Here is an 18,083-nt window from a genome sequence, read left to right as displayed (position 1 = left end):
ATTTTTAGGTTTTTAGGGCAATAAAGATTTATGATGATTCTCTCATCATTTTAATGTTTCTTTATATTTGGAATTTACTATCTTATTAACTTCAAGTGTATTTTTTGGTTTTCGGAAAATTTTTCTGTGTTATGAGCAAATTAAATATGGGCAAATTAGAGGCGGGCAGGGATGCCCGCTCCACAAGAATAAAAGAACAAAATAAGTGTTTATGCTGGTTTGTGAGCTATTAGGTATTTGCTCATGAAGTGTACTTGTGTCTCTATGTTCTCAAAACCTGCTTTCTGTAAGCGCTCTACCAAATCATCGGTCATGTAGTGGCGATAATATGGTTCGTGGAAGGTTTCGTAGAAGTTGTGCATCATCGGTTCGAGTTCAGGTGAGTCACTTACCTGGATGGAGTCGCAGATAATAAATGTTCCACCGGGTTTGACGACACGGAAGCATTCGTTGATAATGTTTTGCCGCGCTACTCCTGGTAGTTCGTGGAATAAGAATACCGAAGTCACTGCGTGAAAGTAATTATCTAAATAAGGTAACTCTTCGCTATTCGCTTGCAGTAGTTGCGGTACTTCTCCAGGAATTTGAGATAGTAATTCGTTTGCTTTGCGTAAATAAGCTGGTGATAAGTCTGTACCGTAGAGCGATGCATGAGGTAGTGTGCTACGAATTGCTTTTAGGGTACGACCTGTACCACATGCGACATCTAATACACGTAAAAGTGATGGTGGTACGTCAGCAAAAAAGTTTAAGTTTTCTTTTAATGGCGCCAAAATTCTACGACGCATTGCATCTGCTGAACCACCAAACAATATCTCGACTTGTAAGTCATACATATTGGCAGACAAATCGCTCAAGTAGCCATCTGTCTGATGGTGGAAGTTTTGGACGTAATAGCTAGGGTAGCCTTCGGTATTAACACCTGAAGAAAAATCTTGGTGCTTTTTATTTTTCGCACGTTCCCATATTTGGGGCAAGTCAAACCACACCATAGGGTAGTACTTGAAAAAGTCTTCCCAGGAGTTATCGAATAGCAGACTTTCTGAATAAATGCCGCGTTGCGAGTCTTGCCAGTCAACTTCAAGTAGATTATTCAATCTTTGTTGGATTATTAGTAATACTCCAGTTGGAATTGGCGTTGTTTTATTCTCAGTCGGTGATATCAAGTTCATTAACCGTGTGCTAATGAGCTTGTGCGCTAAACCAAAATAATTTTTGCCCTGCTGAAAACTCTGATAAGTTAGCTTCGTTAAAGTGTCAGACATGAGAACAACTCGATTTTTATTACTTTTTATATATTTACTTTAAGTAATTGTAACGAATATTTGATGAGCCTGGAGTAGGGTTTACCGTTCTGGAGTATTAAATCCTTAGAGATATTTCTTGAGAATGATTATAATTTAAATTATGAAAAAATTATAAAGTTTTATCAAACTGTATCATATGGTAACATACGCTACAGAATTATATGCGATATGATTAGCTCAGACAAGAAAAGAAATAACTAAGAGTTCATAGGGAGAAGTTTATTATGTCTACACAAGATAAAGCACGCGCGTTAATGCAACGTCACTACCACACAGTAAAAAATCGCCAGCAATCGATGTTGGGACGTACTGGTGAAGAAATAGGTTTGACCGGAGAAGTTTCTGATTATTGGAATCCCTTGCAAGGTAAGATTGACCCAAGCAAGCGCGCGACTTATGATAGCACTTCGATGAATTGAAAGAATTTCTACGATAGTCAAGAAAAAAGCCATCCACAAGGGATGGCTTTATTTATGGTTTTTGGAAAGGACTGAAGTCCACCTTAGAATTAAAAGGACTGAAGTCCACCTTAGAATTAAAAGGACTGAAGTCCACCTTAGAATTAAAAGGACTGAAGTCCTTTATTACTAGCAGTCGTAGTAGAGAGCGAACTCATGGGGGTGAGGACGCAAACGCATGGGGTTGACTTCGTTATCTATTTTGTAAGCTATCCAGTTTTGGATAAAGTCTTCGCTAAATACACCACCCTCTGTTAAGAAAGCATGGTCTTTCTCTAATGCTTCGAGTGCTGCATCAAGTGAACCTGGGGTTGAAGGAACTTTTGCTAGTTCTTCTGGTGATAATTCGTAGATGTTTTTATCTAAAGGTTCGCCTGGATCTATTTTATTCTTGATACCGTCTAAACCTGCACATAACATTGCTGCAAATGCTAAGTATGGGTTAGAGGTCGCATCTGGACAACGGAATTCTAAGCGTTTTGCTTTTGGATTGGTGCCAGATAATGGAATACGAATAGAAGCTGAACGGTTACCTTGGGAGTATGCTAGGTTTACAGGCGCCTCATAACCAGGAACTAAGCGCTTGTATGAGTTAGTGGTAGGGTTAGTTATTGCTAATACAGCAGGTGCGTGCTTAAGCAAACCGCCAATATAATGTAAAGCAGTTTCACTTAAACCAGCATATTTATCGCCAGCAAATAATGGTTGACCATCTTTCCAAATTGATTGGTGACAGTGCATACCAGAACCATTATCACCAAATACAGGTTTGGGCATGAAGGTTACGGTTCTGCCATACTTTTTAGCGACGTTTTTGATGACATATTTATAAGTCATCAACCAGTCAGCAGCTTGGATTAATTTACCAAACTTGAAACCTAGTTCGCACTGACCACCAGTTGCTACTTCGTGGTGATGTTTTTCAATGGGGACACCTAACTTCGCCATTGTCAACAGCATCTCTGTCCGCATGTCTTGGAAAGTGTCGGTAGGAGCTACTGGAAAATAACCTTCTTTGAAGCGGGGTTTGTAACCTAAGTTACCACCTGCTTCGGTTCTACCTGAGTTCCATTTACCTTCGATAGAATCTACATAGTAGTAACCAGAACTGGAATTTTGGTCGAAGCGAACATCATCAAAAATGAAAAATTCTGCTTCTGGCCCAAAAAATACTGTATCGCCAACACCACTAGAAATTACAGAATCTACCGCGCGTTGAGCAATTTGACGAGGACAACGGTCGTAAGGTTCACCAGTACGAGGCTCAATAATACTACAAACTATTGAGAGCGTTGGCTCTTGCATGAATGGGTCTATCCATGCTGTATCTGGGTCGAGAACCATCGACATGTCACTAGCTTCAATTCCTTTCCAACCCCGAATACTCGAACCGTCAAAAGGTACACCTTCGGTGAAGCTGCTTTCATCGATTTGGTTTTGGTACACCGTTAAGTGCTGCCAAGTTCCCAACATGTCGATGAATTTCAGGTCAATCATCTGAATGTTGTTGTCTTTAACCAACTTCAGGACTTCTTGTGGGGTTGTCATGGTTACTCCTTATCTGCCTAATTACTTCATAGTCAATTCATAAAGCCCAAAGCAATAGCTGACCCTGCTTGGCACTCACCAAATTTTTGCACACCTGGATTATCGTAAGAAGAGGTTGACCAGAATTTTGTATTCTTTGATACAGAATTTCCACTTTAAAGGTTATATTAACCTTTACCTGTTCATAACGATACAAAACTACAAAGTAGATTTTCATGACAAGCAACTTTGACATAAAATCCTTTATGAGAGTGTGAGTTGCGGCGCCGAAATATTATTGTAGAGGTATGAAGGCAACACAATTGCTATTCTCATGCATTTATTGCATAACGAAACAGCCAAATTAATATCAAACCGTTAACAGGAATGATTGGGAGATAAAGGTATGCGCGACGCTGTTACAAGTTTAATTAAGAATTATGACGTTGCTGGACGTTACTTTGACCGGATTGCCATTGACAATCTCAAAGGCTACTTTGAAAGCGGTACCGCACGCATTAAAGCAGCAGCAGCAATAAATTCCAACGCAGCAGGTATCGTCAAACAAGCAGGTTCAGCTTTGTTCGACGAACAACCTGAGTTAATTCGTCCAGGTGGAAACGCTTACACAACTCGTCGCTACGCAGCTTGTTTACGCGATATGGACTACTACTTGCGCTATGCAACTTATGCACTTGTAGCAGGCAGCATGGATGTACTCGATGAGCGTGTTCTCCAAGGTTTACGCGAAACTTACAACTCGTTAGGTGTACCCATCGGTCCAACAGTTCGCGGTATCCAAATTATGAAAGATATCGTTAAAGAACAAGCTGCTTCCTCTGGTGTCACCAATACCAGCTTTATCGATGAACCTTTCGATTACATGACCCGTGAGTTAAGCGAAAAAGACATCTAGTAAGGGCAGGTTACTTACAGTTAATCCGAGAAGGCAATTTTAATCTAGGTTAACCTGCCCCTACGGCTTAACAAAACTTAATATAAATTCTAATTAAAATAAAGCGAGTTTTGTTATAAAGACTCGCTTTTTCTGTATGACTCGTTCAAAACTACTCCTAATCACACCAAATAGTAGTTATGCTCAAATCTTCCTGCTAAAGTGATAAGTAAATCTACGACTTCAGTCATATCTAATGGTTTACATATACAAGCATGACAATTTAAATCTTCAGCCATTAGCGGGTAAATATTGCGTTTCGACTCAACTACACCAATTATCAAAATTTCCTTACCAGCTTTACTCGCACAAACGTTTATTTTTTCAGCTATGTCATATTGTTGAAGCGCTTTAACGCTGGCAAATACAACATCAGGGGGATAATACACCAGTTCGCCCATTGTAGCGTCGTAAACTGAGGCAGATGATATAACAGCGGCGCCATGCGATTCTAAAATATAAGTCAATAAGTCGCGCTCATCTCGCTTACTTTCGATGACTAACACACTTAACCCTCTTAACGAGGTTTTTTCAATAACTTGCTTCTCTACATACATGACAGTAACCACAAATAAATTTTTAAAATATAAGCATTATAAAGAATCAATATGTTAATCCTACTTCAGCGGCAGTTGACCGATATAAGTAAAATCACCGAAAATTCACAACTTAAAATAATTTGTCTATATACTACTTATACAATTGCAAATTTTTGTTACAGTATATTTTTAATTATTAATTAAGATTTACATTCACAACAAATAAAACAAGTATGTTATACCTCTGAGGTAATAAAACTACTTGAGTATATCGATACGGTCATATAGCTAAGATGCTTTAGGTGCAGATAGAGTTCCGGGTTCACTAAACCTACTTAAATCTGGACTATGCCAGTTAGATGTAAGATTTGTGTCAGGACAAGCAACCTTACTTATCCTTACATTGCTGTCTGTGTCGGCTTGGTTCTAGTAATGTCATATGCTGGAACATTACAATTGCGGATGGGTTAATCCTCCCAATGTCCGTTACTAGACGTTCCTACAACCCGTGTAGGATTTCCTTTTACTTAGATTTGTATAGATTTAATCGCAACTGATAAAGCGCTGCTGATATAAAATAAAAATAAACAACTGTCTCAAAAATATTAAATTGGCGAAACAACGACTCGATACTTTACTTGTCGAACGAAACTTATGTACTTCCCGTGCATTAGCACAGCGTCTCATCCAAGCAGGAGAGGTGACAGTTGATGGTAACATAATTGATAAAGCTGGAACCGAAATAGACACAGGCGCCTCTATAACAGTTAAACAAAAATCTCGCTTCGTTTCCAGAGGCGGCGAAAAACTAGCAAAAGCACTTTTAACATTTAATATAGACGTAACCGCACGTGTATGCTTAGATGCGGGTATCTCCACAGGTGGTTTTACAGACTGTTTACTCCAAGCAGGAGCTAAATTAGTTTATGGAGTAGACGTAGGTTATGGTCAAGTAGACTGGAAACTGCGAAACGACCCCAGAGTTATCTTACTAGAACGCACAAATATCAGACATCTCACACCAGAACAAATATACAAAAGCTCCCCCCCTGGTCAAGAGTTTGGGGGGGGATTAGAACAACCCAACTTTATAGTCGTCGATGTCTCATTTATTTCTGTCACCAAAATTTTATCAGCACTGTGGCGCCTCTCCCAACCACCGCGAGAAATGGTACTACTAGTAAAACCACAATTTGAAGTTGGAAAAAACCGAGTTGGCAAAAAAGGAGTAGTGCGTGACCCACTACATCAAGCTGACGCTATTTACCAAGTTTTGCAGACAGCACAAGAACTTGGATGGAAATATAAAGGTTTAACGTGGTCGCCAATCACGGGACCCGCTGGAAATGTAGAATACTTACTGTGGTTATCAATGGAAAGTATAACGGCGCCGTTAGAACTTGAAGCAATCAAGCAACTAACTGTTACAGCAGTAAATGAATTGTAGAGACGTGATTAATCACGTCTCTACATATTTATACGTCGTAAACGCGACATTCAAGAGCATCGGGATGCGAAGAGCAATATTTGTCTAAAGAACTTTTAACTTGAACTTCTTTACTACGGTGTGATTTTTCAGCTTGTAACTCTTCAACGATATCCCAAGCTACTGCACACTCTTGTGAGGTATCACCGTGCAAACCACATGCACTGCGTGCTTCTACAATTGATTCATGAATTACGTGTTCAATAGTACGTTGAGTTTCTTCGGAAGTAACTGCGTTTAATGTATTTTGCATTTTGACTCTCGCTTGGATATTTAACTAGACAATAAATGAAATATCTTTTAAGTACTTCGGTTTTAACAGGGTAAATTAGGCGCCGCAAGGCATTAATACTTAGTTCGGATTAAATATTAGGTAAAATTACCTGTCAGCCTTTGAAAGCGTTGCTTTATTCACCTTAACCTAACATACCCAGTGTAAACTACTGTTTATCAGATTGTCGGGTGGTAATAACCGTCATTTAACTTGATTAACATGACCGGATAACACTCCGATGTAATTATGGAATTAAGTAAATTTTAATTCTGCATTAACTGTTACAGTTTGCATAAATTTTATCTTTATTAATCAGAGAGTTTTTCATCAAAACGTCAATATTTCTCTGTAGAAATTAATTATACGTTATAAAAAGTAACATAAGCGCATTGTTACGAAACAAAGTCAGTACAAAGCTGAAATGCTTGCTAAATAAGAATTTATGGTATATATATGTATTTTTTGTTTCTTTCTTTTTAATTTCAATTTGCGTAGGTTGAACAAAATATACATATGATTAACAATTCGCAATTAATATAATTGTAAATATAAAGAAACCGGGTTTCTTCATAAAACCCGGTTTCTAGGATTTGATATAAGTTTTTTAAGTGGTAAGTATATGAAGTGCCAATATAAAAACGGGAACAATATATAAATAACTTAATTTAAACCTCCTAATTTAGTGCCTAGTTCTTGTTGTAAACGGTGTAGAATCGTTTCTTTAGGAACAGTAAACAGTACTTGCACTAAATTGTCCCCAAGTACACCCAGCTTCAAGATATACTTTAGCTGCTTTACCAATTGTAACGGCGCCATAACCAGCAATACCCGACTGTACTAAAGCACTGCCAATAAACCCAGTAATAAACCATCCGAACTAAAAAAATCGACAGTTGTGTACCTCAAGTATCAAAAAATGGTACATTGCGATGCAAATCAGAGTAAAATGACGTATGATAAAACTTATTGAAGAAATTCGCCAAAAAATCGCTAACAATAAATTTGAACTATCCAAACATGCACTTGACAAATCTACCAAGCGTCGTATAAGTATAAACGAAATTAGGGAAACAGTTGCTAGCGGCCTAGTAATAGAGGATTACCGTGATGATAATAGGACTTACGCAAAGAAACCTGGTTTCTACGCAAAATCGTCGTTTTTATTGCAAGTCATCGACAAAGAAACCAGGTTTCTAGGATTTTTGCATAAGTCCTGAATAAATACAGTCCAAGTTGTTTAATAAGTGGTTTTACACTTGCAAATCGCGCAGTTCATGTCCAATGTAGCTATCCAGGGCAAGCATTGATTAAAATTATTACTGTATATGAGCCAAACCCTCAATTGTGGGAAGAGAATTTTAAGAGAAGGAGAAGTAGCAATGACGAATGATAGTAATGAGATTTTAGTAGAACAAGAAGTAACTTACACATTAGAAATGGATGGTAAGTTCTTTATAGTTGAAAATGTGCCTGCACGGGTTAATATTGAAACTGGCGAGCAATTTTTTTCTCCAGATACGGCAGAACGCTTGCAACAAATTATATGGAACTCAGAAGAACCTGTTCGTATGATTGAAACACCTGTTTATAAGTTTGCGGCATGATATATAAATTTATGGCGCCATTACTGTTATTTTATTCAAAGATTATCAGGTTTCAGCCAGCCCAGTTCTTGTTGTAAACGGTGTAAAATCGTTTCTTTAGGAACAGTAGCGAGTATTTCTTGTATAACAGTACTGGCGCCAAATTGTCCCCAAGTACACCCAGCTTCAAGATATACTTTAGCAGCTTTACCAATTGTAACGGCGCCATATCCAGCAATACCCGACTGTACTAAAGCACTGCCAATAAACCCAGTAATATTAGCAGGGTTATCACCAGCTACTATAGAAGCACTTTTATCGAACCCAAATACAACGCTTGTTCCCAACTCCCCAAGTAATAAACCACCCGAACTTAAAAAAATTGTCTTGAGAATTTTTCCAGCTTGAAACCCAGTCATTGGTAAACCGTAAACCTTTGCGAGAGAACGAATTAAAGCAAGGTCAGCAACCGCACCACCAAACACATCAAGTACAGCAATAGGATTTAACGCTACAGCCAAAGCTTTATATTTAGCAAACTGCCATATTAACTCTTCAGCTTGCTGTTCGCGCGCGCCAATTGTTTTTTGGGCTATGATTTCTTCAGTAAACTTAGCTTGTACCAAAGCATTCAGCGCTAAAAGTGACCGACCCTCACGGTTGAGAATATTTAATATAGTTTTTCTTAACTCATCAATTTGGGGTGGTAAAGTTTCCCACTCATAGTCAACTCGTCCATCAGGATACTCAACCCGCACCTCTAAAGGAGAAGGTTCTGCTGCTACCATGACAATTTCATCGGGTTGCAAAGGTTTTTCTAATAAATTCCCGGCGCCTAACTGCTGCAAATTGCGATAAACTGTCTCTCTATCAGTATCAGGATATAAATCAATCTTGTTAAACACCAAAATTAAAGGTTTCTGAGATTTTCGTAACTCCAACAAAGCATTATACTCAGTGCGCGTAATATCACCCGACACCACAAACAAAATCAAATCAGCTTGTTGAGCCACATCCTTAGCCATTTTCGCGCGTATTTCACCCGCAATTTCATCTAACCCAGGTGTATCAATCAACTCCACCTGCACCTTCTCACTAGGACTCCAACGTATCGAACGGGGGTATTGCGTCACACCATTAAGAGGCCCCGTTTGTAAAACCTTCTGTCCTAACAAAGCATTAAGCACCGAAGACTTGCCACGACTAACCAAACCAAAAGCAGCAATACGCACAACATTTTGGTCAAGCTTATTAAGAGTCGAGGTCAACATCTCCAACTCAGGTTTAACCAAACCCGTCAACTCTCGCGAAGCTTGTCCCGACTTACGAAGACTATTGTACCAAGATAGAGTTTGGCGGAGACTAGCGCGTGCGCGGTTTAAGTGACTTTCTTGTAAATTTGACACAGCCGTAATAATTATAAGTTTATATGTACTTTCGTAATAAATACTCGTTGTAAGCACTTTAGTGCTTCAAAACAATAATTACAAAAATAACCCCTCAACAACATAATCATGCTTATCTAATAATTAACGCCTGTTATAGCTTAATGTATCTACACTTATGTCCGCATCAGACTGGGAAAAATTTTTAGCCGAAGGAAGACAAACAGTTGAAATAGTTCGTAAAGGACTTAGAAACCGTGGTATTAACGCAGGGGAGTCTATAATGACGGACTTTGGTACAGATGAGGACATTCCTGTATACAGTAGTGATGGTGAACGCAAACTGTTTTGGATATCAGTCAAAACTGTTACAGTCTCTGTTTCTAACTTTAGTATCTTACCAAATGGTTACAGAGGTTGGATGTGTGGTGAAGTTGAAAGCAAACAATGGGTTAATCCCCCTTCTGCAATTATTTGGTATTGCCCCACAACTCGTTTAGCTTGGGGTACAATACCTCCTAGAAGGTTAAGTAAACGTTGGTTTATCTTTCCCGACCGTTGGGGGACAGTGGAAGATAAGCGTAAAACAAAAATTCTAGGACAAGCTACATACGTTTATCCTAGCTGGCTTGTACTTCCAGAACATGTCATTAGTAAACAGGAAATAATCGCTCATATTCAAAGATTAATGCGCTCAAATTGATACAATTGTATTTTATATAACTACAAGGATGAAAATAATGTCAGAAAATCTTGTTAACCTTGATGGAATTTTCAATCTCGCGCTCAAAGAAACTCAAGAATTGATAGAGCTTGGTTACGATATTAGTGACCCTTCCTTTGTGACATCGCTTGAATGGTACGCTGGTAAGTACCCAGAGATTGCAGAGCGTTGTAATAATACTTTAAGGGAATTGATTGAAAAACAAGCTGTTATGTATCCTGAACTGGCAAATGCTTACTATGATATAGATTCGCATGTTTTCTAAATGATGTCATTGTTTTGGTTGTGTTATAACTTATTTAAAATTAAGAATTAATACGTAGAGGCGCAAGATGTCAGTTAATGGCATTAATTGACAAACAATTTATTATGTATCCTGAACTGGCTAATGCTGACTATGATATAAGTTCGTATATTTTCTAAATAACGGCGCCTTTTCTGTTGGCTAATAATAGATAAGCTCGATTATGTCTAAACTTGTTGACCTTGATGGAATTTTCAATCTTGCACTAAAAGAAACACAATAATTGTTATAATTTGGTTATCATATTAGCGACCATTGATAATATTTGGTCATACATGTAGAGACGTTACATGTAACGTCTCTACAAGATTTTGAATATTGCTTCATCTACTTGAAGTTTGCTCTAAGGGACTTCCAAAAAATAAATTCTTCATGTTGTGGAGCGGGCATCCTTGCCCGCCTACGTTTAGAGCAGGCAAGGATGCCTGCTCCACAAAAAAATTTTGGAGATTTTTTTATATGGAAGTCCCTAATTTTTTAGATTCTTCCCTGCGGGAAAACTCCGTTTACGCTACTCGACTAATGACAATTTAAATTTTGTTAATTTATGTCCCCTTTTGCTTCTCCTCCTATACAAAAAATTGATAGTAAGGTTGCGCTTGCAAAAGATGTAGAACTTTACGTATTACGTTTAGACTTGGTGCATCCGCTGATTAGTGGTAACAAATGGTATAAGCTGAAATATAACCTTGAAGCAGCGAAACGAGAAAACTTAGATACTATACTTACTTTTGGCGGCGCCTATTCTAATCATATATATGCAACTGCGGCGGCGGGTAATTTATTTGGGTTAAAAACTATAGGTGTTATTCGTGGAGAAGAGACATTACCACTTAACCCCACATTAGAGTTTGCCACAAGTCAGGGAATGCAACTTGTTTATGTTGATAGACAAACTTATAAACAAAGAAATAGCGAAACGCTACGTAAAGATTTACTAGACCGCTTTGGTAAGGTGTTTATAATTCCTGAAGGTGGTTGTAATTTGGATGGTGTGAGGGGTTGTAGGGAAATAATTAGTCAAGATATTGAGTTTGATGTTGCATGTATAGCTTGCGGGACTGGGACGACTTTAGCGGGTGTTGCACTTTCTTTAAATACTCAGCAGCATTTAATTGGTTTTCCTGTTTTAAAAGGGGGAGATTTTTTAAAGCAGGATATTGAAGGTTTAATGGCGCCGTATCAACATAATATAAATGTATCGTGGGAGTTGATATGTAATTATCATTTTGGTGGTTATGCGAAAGTTAATGATGAGTTGTTAAGGTTTGCGCGCGAGTTTGAGATGGAGTGTGGTGTACCGCTTGATTATGTGTATACTGCTAAGATGTTTTATGGTGTTATGGATTTAGTTAAAGAAGGGTATTTTGATAAGCGCCGTGTTTTGTTGATACATACTGGGGGGTTACAGGGGAATGTTATAAGAGACACGCAGGGATGCCTCTTCCACAAGAGTAATGTATAGTTATTTGATGGAGATGCCGCTAAATTTTTGAAATAAGGTGGTTGCATAAGAGTCGCTCATTCCTGATATATAATCGGTGATGCGTAAGATTTTTTGGTATGTACTTTCGGTTTCGAGTGGACGGTATTTTTCTGGGAGCATTAGCGCTATTAATTCACCTTTTTTACTGGTGCGTAATGCTGCATCGACAAATTCAGCAAATAGTTTTCCTAGGACTTCGTAACCTGCTATTCGCATTCCTAATATATCTGGATGTAGGAAAACTTTTTTTGTGACGGTTTTAGAGATGTTTTCTAACTGGGGTGCGTATTTACTGAGCGATAATAAATTTTGGTCGAATGTACCTGTAAGTATTTCTTTCTCACGTGCGAGGAAATTATCTGCTGCTTCTTGAATTAAGTTATTTATTGATTTGCCACGTAAACGTTTGACTTTTTCTGCCTCGCTAAATTCTTGTTCATCTATGTTTATTAGAGCAATATCACTTAGTAAAGCGCGTGTGTCTTCATATGAAATATACCCCATTCGATAACCGTCTTCAACATCTATTATGGAGTAACAAATATCATCCGCAGCTTCTACTAAAAACGCAAGGGGATGACGTACCCACCAATAAGTATTATTATGATGCCTAATTAAGCCTAAAATTTGAGCTACTTCATTGAACAACTCTTTTTCAGCTTGGAAAAAACCGTATTTTTTAGCGCTACAACCTGTATAATTATTAAGAACATTTACAGGTATAGAAGATTCGCGCGGATATTTGGTAAAAGCTGCTAGTGTCGGACAAGTTAATTGCATTCCACCGTGACGATGATGCATTTCTATATTGGTAAGGATGCGAAAACCTTGCGCGTTACCTTCAAATAAATCAAAGTCAGATTTTTGCTGTCTATTGAGACAATCTTTCAAAGTACTGGCGCCATTATACCAAGATGCAAAACCTTGACGTATAGAATCTTCACCCGAATGACCAAAAGGGGGATTACCAATATCATGCGCTAAACAAGCAGCCGAGACAATATCTCCAAAGTCAGAACCGCTCAACTCGTATTTTTCAAGTTGATGACGCTTAACAACCTCGTAACCAACAATTCTACCCAGCGAACGTCCTACACAAGAAACCTCTAAGCTATGAATTAACCGCGTGCGAATATAATCGTTTTTAGATAGTGAGTAAACCTGAGTTTTATCCTTAAGGCGCCGAAACGGAGAAGAAAAAACAATACGGTCACAATCCTTTTGAAAACAGGTTCGGTCTAATTGTAAATCTTCTGGCGCCTGTTTTCCCAAACGCTGCGGAGTCAAAAGTCGTTTCCATTGCATCATAAAAACAAAGTTAGGAGTTAGGAGTTAGTAAAGGTATAAATTGTCATTCTGAGCGCAGCGAAGAATCTCTTAAATGCTCGAATATTATCAGATGCTTCACTACGTTCAGCATGACATGAGGGCACTCCTAACTTATTAAGATTCTGGTTTTGTGCAATACTGATTAAGCTCGCTGACTGAACTATCGAATTTTGCCGCAGCTTCAGCAGCATTTTTGAGTGCTGTATCTATATCTCCTTTTGCTTTTTGAATTGTCGCTCGTCCAGCAGTTGAAGCTTCAGCTTTTTTTGTGGAACCAAGTGCTTTACCTGCTATTTCTACGTTTTTGCTAAGTGTTTCAAAGGTCTTGACAAATTTACCTTGATACTCTTTTAACTTTTCATCGCCCAAATTCAAGTCACGTATTTTTTTGGTAACCTCTTCTAATTCTTTAGCAAGCTTTAAACTAGTTGACACCTGGGCACCTTTATTTTTATCAATTAATGTAGTTCCTTCATTGACTTGCTTAATAAATCGTTCGCACTGAGCAACTTTAGTGTCACTACAGCCAAAAAGTGACAATGCCATACTGATGCTCACGGGAGCAATTATATACTTACGCCAAACCACCATTGATACCCATCACCATAAAATCCCAAACAATAGTATCCGATGATTCGACTATTTAGATAATTGTTCCGATAATTCGATACATAAGCATGTTGTGAACGTAACTTATATTACCAGTCTACGGGTAAACCCAAATTATCCAATCTTTGGGCATCTTTTAATAAAGGTTGAATTTCGCCGTCGATGGCTATTTTACCTCCGTAAAGCACTAGCGCGCGTTGTGTGACTCTCGCTAGCCAGTGTAAATCGTGAGAAGCAACGAGTAAAGCTTTACCTTGCCAGTTTAATAGTACTTGCGCGAGTTTACGGCGCCATGCTGGGTCAAGTCCAGTAGTAGGTTCATCGAGTATCAGTATATCGGGTTCTAGAACAAGAATTGCTGCTAAGGCTGCTAGGCGCCTTTGTCCACCCGAAAGTTCGTGTGCAGAACGTCGCTCAAAAGCTTCTAAACCAAACTCAGCGAGTAAATGTCTAGCTTTGTCGATTGCTACGGCATTATTGACTCCGTAGTTTCTTGGACCAAACGTAATATCTTCTAAAATGGTTGGCATAAATAACTGGTCGTTGGCATCCTGAAAACCAAAACCAATATGGCGCCTTACTTCTGCAAAATTTTCGGGTTCTACGTGTATATTATTTATCAATATTTTTCCTGATTTCGGTTGTTTTAAACCAATCAGATTTTCGAGCAAAGTACTTTTACCCGAACCAGTGGCGCCCATTAAAGCTACTCGGTCGCCAGCTTTAATATCAAATGTAATTTCACTTAATACATTTGATTCTTTTGTATATGAATACACTAAGTTATGAACAGCTAAAACAGTTTGTGACATTAAAAAAATTGGGGAAAGGAATAATTATAACCAGGATGCAATAGTTAAACTTAATGCAATAATGCTCATTAAGATAACGATGTAAATTTCTTTTGGTCGTAGTTCTGAGTTAACGGGCATTTCTCCTGTGTAACCGCGTGCTATCATTGCGGCATAAACTCTCTCAGCACGGTCTAAACTACGAACGTATAATGCCCCTATCATTGAGGCACTAGCATAACGTAACCATCCAGCAGTTCCGTTCATTCCGCGTAACTGGGCGCCACGCTGCATTCTTTCGACTTCCGACAGCAATATTTCCATATACTGCCCAGCTAATAATAAGCTTTGTTTGAATGCACTTGGTAAAGGCAAAGATTTAAGCGCGATACCAAAACTATGGGGTGGCAGTGTAAGCAAAAAACTATTCATTGCTAACAAACAAATTAACGAACGCACCAGCAAGAAACTCGCGCGTTGCCAACCTAAAGGAAGTGCTAAGAATGATAAAAACAATAATTCAGTACCAAGTAAAGCCGCAAGTTTTGGAAGTCTTGCACGCAATATACTAGCCCAAATTAATGCTAAAACTCCATAAACACTAAGCATAGGCCAAGCATTCTGTTTAAGCAAAGCACTACCGATAACAATTATTAGAGATATGTATAAACGTAGAGTTAGAGACATAGTTATAAATAAGATGATTTTGATCCCCCCCTTGTTATCGCAGGTTGGGGGATCAATTTTTTAGCTTCTTTGAGCAGGAGCGCCTTTCATAATGCTGGCAAGACCAAATGCGAGACCAAAGCAAACGATAGAACCAACAATTCCAGCAATGCTAGTGCCAATTTTGTCGAGACCTTGCACTTGATAATCTGCAAACGGTGTAGGAACCACAACACGAACATTTTCTGCGAGTTTATCGAAACCCGTTTGTTCTGATACCCAGTCCAACCCGTCAGGAAACGCTGATGCAAATAGCGATAAGACTCCTGCAATTAACAGAATACTTACAACAGGAACTAACCAACCTCTAAACTCGTGCTGCTCTCCGGGCAGTAAATCTGGTCGTGCAGTCGCAAGATAAGTAAGTACTCCTCCTGTAATTAGTCCTTCTCCAACACCAATCAAGATGTGAATACCTGTCATTGAAGGTAAAACAATATTAATTGGCGCCGTTCCCGATAATGCTAGTTCAATTGCTGCGACTATTGCCGCTACCACAACACTAATACCAGCTGCAACTCCTGCTGCCAACGGTAAACGGCCTCTTTTACCACCTAACAACCGTAGCAAAGGTTGAGTTAAACTCCAACCGACCCAAACTCCGACTACACCCATATTTAAAATATTTGCCCCCAGAGCAGTAATTCCACCATCGGCAAATAATACTGCTTGAATAATCAGAACTGTTGCAATACAAAGCGTTGCTGCCCAAGGACTACCCAAAATTACTGCCGCTAAAGTTCCACCTAACAAATGACCACTGGTACCACCTGCTACAGGAAAGTTAATCATTTGTGCGGCAAAAACAAATGCCGTCGTTAATCCTAAAATCGGTGCGCTACGTACACCAAATGCATTGTTCGCGCGTTTCACCGCAATCGTAAGCGCTGCAACAGTTGCTACTCCTGTTACCGCAGCTACCGATGGAGAAATAAACCCATCAGGAATATGCATGATTTTCTCCAGTTTTGAATGTCATTTTTGATACTTTACCATTGAAAATTTTGTTAGTATATAAACTTAATAAAAAACAAAAGATTCACAAATTTTCAATGCCCGTATGGGGGATTCTAAATACTTCTTAAGAGTCATTGACAGCCAAATTTTTCGTATTTTTACATACATACCTAATATCACAAATATCAAAAACATTTTTCAAATTATGTAATTTTATTTATTATTACACTTAATTTTTTTTACTAAACACTTTTACCCTAATGAGAATAATAATCATATTTACTTAAATAATAAAATATAATTATAAAATTTATTCTTTTGAGTAGATTCATTACAGAAATTTACAAATAAGTATTTTTTGTTAAGAATTAGTCCTAAGATACTTGAGATTTATTGACAACAATTTATACTTACTATACTATTTAGATTAGTTGCGAAAAGTTGGCAGCTATACTTATTCTTTTGCAAAATAATCTTAAACCATGCCCAATAACTTTATTTTGCCTGGAGGGGACTTGTTAAGTCGGCGCCAACTACTTAAATTCGGGTTGGCAGGCGCCGGGGTAATAGGTGGAACAGCATTGTGGCAGGCGTTAAGTTCGCGTCATACCGAAGTAAGAATACCACCGATGGATGTGCCTGCGGATACTTTGGCGAATCCAACGAAAATATTGCGTGACTTTGACTACGGCACAGTTAAACGCGAGAATGGGCGAACTGTTCGTGAGTTTCGTTTAACAGCAGGTACATCGACAATTCAGCTAAATACAGTAGTATCCTATAACATCTGGGATTTAAACGGCAGAATTCCTGGGCCAACACTAAGGGCAAAACAAGGGGAACGAATACGGGTATTATTTCTTAACCAAGCAGGTCATTCACACTCGCTGCATTTTCATGGAGTTCACCCGGCAGAAATGGATGGGGTGCGACCAATTAGTAACGGCAAAGCTACAATTTATGAATTTGACGCAGAACCGTATGGAGTTCATTTATACCATTGTCATATTGAACCTGTAACTCGGCATATTGCGAAAGGTTTATATGGAATGTTTATTATCGACCCACCTTCACCACGGCCACCGGCGGATGAAATTGTATTGATAATGGGTGGATACGATGTGAACGATGACAACCATAATGAATATTATGCTTTCAACGGATTGCCACACTATTATATGGATAATCCAATTCGCATTTACAAAGACCAACTAATTAGACTCTATGTTCTTAACATCATTGAGTTTGACCCTGCTGTAACATTTCACCTTCACGCAAACTTCTTCGACGTGTATCGATATGGTATGACAATGACTCCAAGCGAGAAAAGCGATGTAATTACGATGGGTGTTGCAGAACGCCATATATTAGAGTTTGCTTTCCGCTATCCGGGTAAGTATATGTTCCACCCACATCAGGATGCAGTTGCCGAAAATGGCTGTATGGGACAGTTTGAGGTTATTGGGTCATCAAATAAAAATTCAGTAAACAGCTAATTGCAAATAATTGTTAAATCAAGTTTAAATGAAAGCGAAATTATTGCAAATATAATTCATTAAGTGCAAAACTAACATAACTGAGATTACGACAAGCTGTCATAGATTATTTGATTTTTCAGCTTTGTAAATTTGTTTAGGAGTAAA

The 18,083-nt window shown here is 38.5% G+C and carries 20 protein-coding genes and 1 pseudogene; 10 read left to right on the top strand and 11 right to left on the bottom strand.

Going from position 1 to position 18,083, the window contains the following annotated elements; genetic code table 11:
* Positions 1 to 209 precede the first annotated feature (209 nt).
* The gene (locus DSM106972_RS14545; RefSeq protein ID WP_127081381.1) at positions 210 to 1,265 is read right to left on the bottom strand and encodes a class I SAM-dependent methyltransferase; all 1,056 of its coding nucleotides are present in this window, start codon (positions 1,263 to 1,265) and stop codon (positions 210 to 212) included.
* Between the two features lie 266 nt (positions 1,266 to 1,531).
* On the opposite strand from DSM106972_RS14545, the gene gifA reads away from it, so the two are divergent.
* Positions 1,532 to 1,726, top strand: a complete 195-nt coding sequence (gene gifA, locus DSM106972_RS14540) for a glutamine synthetase inactivation factor IF7A (RefSeq protein ID WP_019493044.1) — start codon at positions 1,532 to 1,534, stop codon at positions 1,724 to 1,726.
* 168 nt (positions 1,727 to 1,894) lie between these two features.
* Here the strand turns inward: gifA and glnA are convergent, their stop codons facing one another.
* Entirely contained in the window at positions 1,895 to 3,313 is a 1,419-nt protein-coding gene (gene glnA, locus DSM106972_RS14535; protein ID WP_127081380.1) for a type I glutamate--ammonia ligase, read from the bottom strand.
* A gap of 385 nt (positions 3,314 to 3,698) precedes the next feature.
* Here glnA and apcB point away from each other — a divergent pair, with 385 nt between their 5' ends.
* Positions 3,699 to 4,208, top strand: coding sequence for an allophycocyanin subunit beta (gene apcB, locus DSM106972_RS14530; RefSeq protein ID WP_073622198.1), 510 nt, complete (start codon positions 3,699 to 3,701; stop codon positions 4,206 to 4,208).
* A gap of 161 nt (positions 4,209 to 4,369) precedes the next feature.
* On the opposite strand, the gene DSM106972_RS14525 is transcribed toward apcB, so the two are convergent.
* On the bottom strand, positions 4,370 to 4,804 hold the full coding sequence (locus DSM106972_RS14525; protein ID WP_127081379.1) for a response regulator: 435 nt from the start codon (positions 4,802 to 4,804) through the stop codon (positions 4,370 to 4,372).
* Positions 4,805 to 5,396: 592 nt separating this feature from the next.
* Here DSM106972_RS14525 and DSM106972_RS14520 point away from each other — a divergent pair.
* Positions 5,397 to 6,233 carry a TlyA family RNA methyltransferase gene (locus tag DSM106972_RS14520; protein ID WP_127081378.1) on the top strand — a complete coding sequence of 279 codons (837 nt, stop codon included), beginning with the start codon at positions 5,397 to 5,399 and terminating at the stop codon, positions 6,231 to 6,233.
* Positions 6,234 to 6,261: 28 nt separating this feature from the next.
* Here the strand turns inward: DSM106972_RS14520 and DSM106972_RS14515 are convergent, their stop codons facing one another.
* Both DSM106972_RS14515 and DSM106972_RS14510 read right to left on the bottom strand, forming a co-directional pair.
* Complete coding sequence (locus DSM106972_RS14515) at positions 6,262 to 6,525, bottom strand: Calvin cycle protein CP12 (protein WP_127081377.1); 264 nt, start codon at positions 6,523 to 6,525, stop codon at positions 6,262 to 6,264.
* A gap of 681 nt (positions 6,526 to 7,206) precedes the next feature.
* Positions 7,207 to 7,411 (bottom strand): annotated as a pseudogene (locus DSM106972_RS14510) (GTPase); the annotation flags it as partial.
* A gap of 88 nt (positions 7,412 to 7,499) precedes the next feature.
* Here DSM106972_RS14510 and DSM106972_RS14505 point away from each other — a divergent pair.
* From DSM106972_RS14505 to DSM106972_RS14500, 3 genes are read left to right on the top strand one after another with little or no spacing between them, the layout of a single operon-like run.
* Positions 7,500 to 7,763: a DUF4258 domain-containing protein gene (locus tag DSM106972_RS14505; RefSeq protein WP_127081376.1), complete on the top strand. Its 264-nt coding sequence runs from the start codon at positions 7,500 to 7,502 to the stop codon at positions 7,761 to 7,763.
* Complete coding sequence (locus tag DSM106972_RS55350) at positions 7,760 to 7,936, top strand: DUF4258 domain-containing protein (RefSeq protein WP_325052187.1); 177 nt, start codon at positions 7,760 to 7,762, stop codon at positions 7,934 to 7,936. The genes DSM106972_RS14505 and DSM106972_RS55350 overlap by 4 nt, the downstream gene beginning before the upstream one ends.
* A complete protein-coding gene (locus DSM106972_RS14500; RefSeq protein ID WP_127081375.1) occupies positions 7,926 to 8,150 on the top strand; it encodes a hypothetical protein in 225 nt (74 codons plus the stop codon). The genes DSM106972_RS55350 and DSM106972_RS14500 overlap by 11 nt, the downstream gene beginning before the upstream one ends.
* Before the next feature lie 35 nt (positions 8,151 to 8,185).
* Here DSM106972_RS14500 and DSM106972_RS14495 read toward each other — a convergent pair whose 3' ends face one another.
* Positions 8,186 to 9,535 carry a GTP-binding protein gene (locus tag DSM106972_RS14495; RefSeq protein ID WP_127081374.1) on the bottom strand — a complete coding sequence of 450 codons (1,350 nt, stop codon included), beginning with the start codon at positions 9,533 to 9,535 and terminating at the stop codon, positions 8,186 to 8,188.
* Between the two features lie 157 nt (positions 9,536 to 9,692).
* On the opposite strand from DSM106972_RS14495, the gene DSM106972_RS14490 reads away from it, so the two are divergent.
* From DSM106972_RS14490 to DSM106972_RS14480, 3 genes are all read left to right on the top strand, one after another.
* Entirely contained in the window at positions 9,693 to 10,217 is a 525-nt protein-coding gene (locus tag DSM106972_RS14490; RefSeq protein WP_127081373.1) for a hypothetical protein, read from the top strand.
* Positions 10,218 to 10,254: 37 nt separating this feature from the next.
* Positions 10,255 to 10,503, top strand: a complete 249-nt coding sequence (locus tag DSM106972_RS53455) for a hypothetical protein (protein WP_233787244.1) — start codon at positions 10,255 to 10,257, stop codon at positions 10,501 to 10,503.
* 586 nt (positions 10,504 to 11,089) lie between these two features.
* Positions 11,090 to 12,007, top strand: coding sequence for a 1-aminocyclopropane-1-carboxylate deaminase/D-cysteine desulfhydrase (locus DSM106972_RS14480; protein ID WP_127081372.1), 918 nt, complete (start codon positions 11,090 to 11,092; stop codon positions 12,005 to 12,007).
* Here DSM106972_RS14480 and DSM106972_RS14475 read toward each other — a convergent pair whose 3' ends face one another.
* From DSM106972_RS14475 to DSM106972_RS14455, 5 genes are all read right to left on the bottom strand, one after another.
* On the bottom strand, positions 12,008 to 13,336 hold the full coding sequence (locus DSM106972_RS14475; RefSeq protein WP_233787245.1) for a deoxyguanosinetriphosphate triphosphohydrolase: 1,329 nt from the start codon (positions 13,334 to 13,336) through the stop codon (positions 12,008 to 12,010).
* Between the two features lie 135 nt (positions 13,337 to 13,471).
* Positions 13,472 to 13,903: a hypothetical protein gene (locus DSM106972_RS14470; protein ID WP_127081371.1), complete on the bottom strand. Its 432-nt coding sequence runs from the start codon at positions 13,901 to 13,903 to the stop codon at positions 13,472 to 13,474.
* 152 nt (positions 13,904 to 14,055) lie between these two features.
* A complete protein-coding gene (locus DSM106972_RS14465; protein WP_127081370.1) occupies positions 14,056 to 14,778 on the bottom strand; it encodes an energy-coupling factor ABC transporter ATP-binding protein in 723 nt (240 codons plus the stop codon).
* Positions 14,779 to 14,802: 24 nt separating this feature from the next.
* Positions 14,803 to 15,459 carry an energy-coupling factor transporter transmembrane component T family protein gene (locus DSM106972_RS14460; RefSeq protein WP_267901121.1) on the bottom strand — a complete coding sequence of 219 codons (657 nt, stop codon included), beginning with the start codon at positions 15,457 to 15,459 and terminating at the stop codon, positions 14,803 to 14,805.
* A 45-nt stretch (positions 15,460 to 15,504) separates the two neighbouring features.
* On the bottom strand, positions 15,505 to 16,437 hold the full coding sequence (locus tag DSM106972_RS14455; RefSeq protein ID WP_127081368.1) for an energy-coupling factor ABC transporter permease: 933 nt from the start codon (positions 16,435 to 16,437) through the stop codon (positions 15,505 to 15,507).
* A 485-nt stretch (positions 16,438 to 16,922) separates the two neighbouring features.
* On the opposite strand from DSM106972_RS14455, the gene DSM106972_RS14450 reads away from it, so the two are divergent.
* A complete protein-coding gene (locus DSM106972_RS14450; RefSeq protein ID WP_127081367.1) occupies positions 16,923 to 17,936 on the top strand; it encodes a multicopper oxidase domain-containing protein in 1,014 nt (337 codons plus the stop codon).
* Positions 17,937 to 18,083 lie beyond the last annotated feature (147 nt).

This window comes from Dulcicalothrix desertica PCC 7102 (genome assembly GCF_003991905.1).
GTDB classification, from domain to species: Bacteria; Cyanobacteriota; Cyanobacteriia; order Cyanobacteriales; family Nostocaceae; genus Dulcicalothrix; species Dulcicalothrix desertica.
Note: the sequence above shows the minus strand (reverse complement) of the source record. Positions and strands in the feature narration are given on the sequence as shown.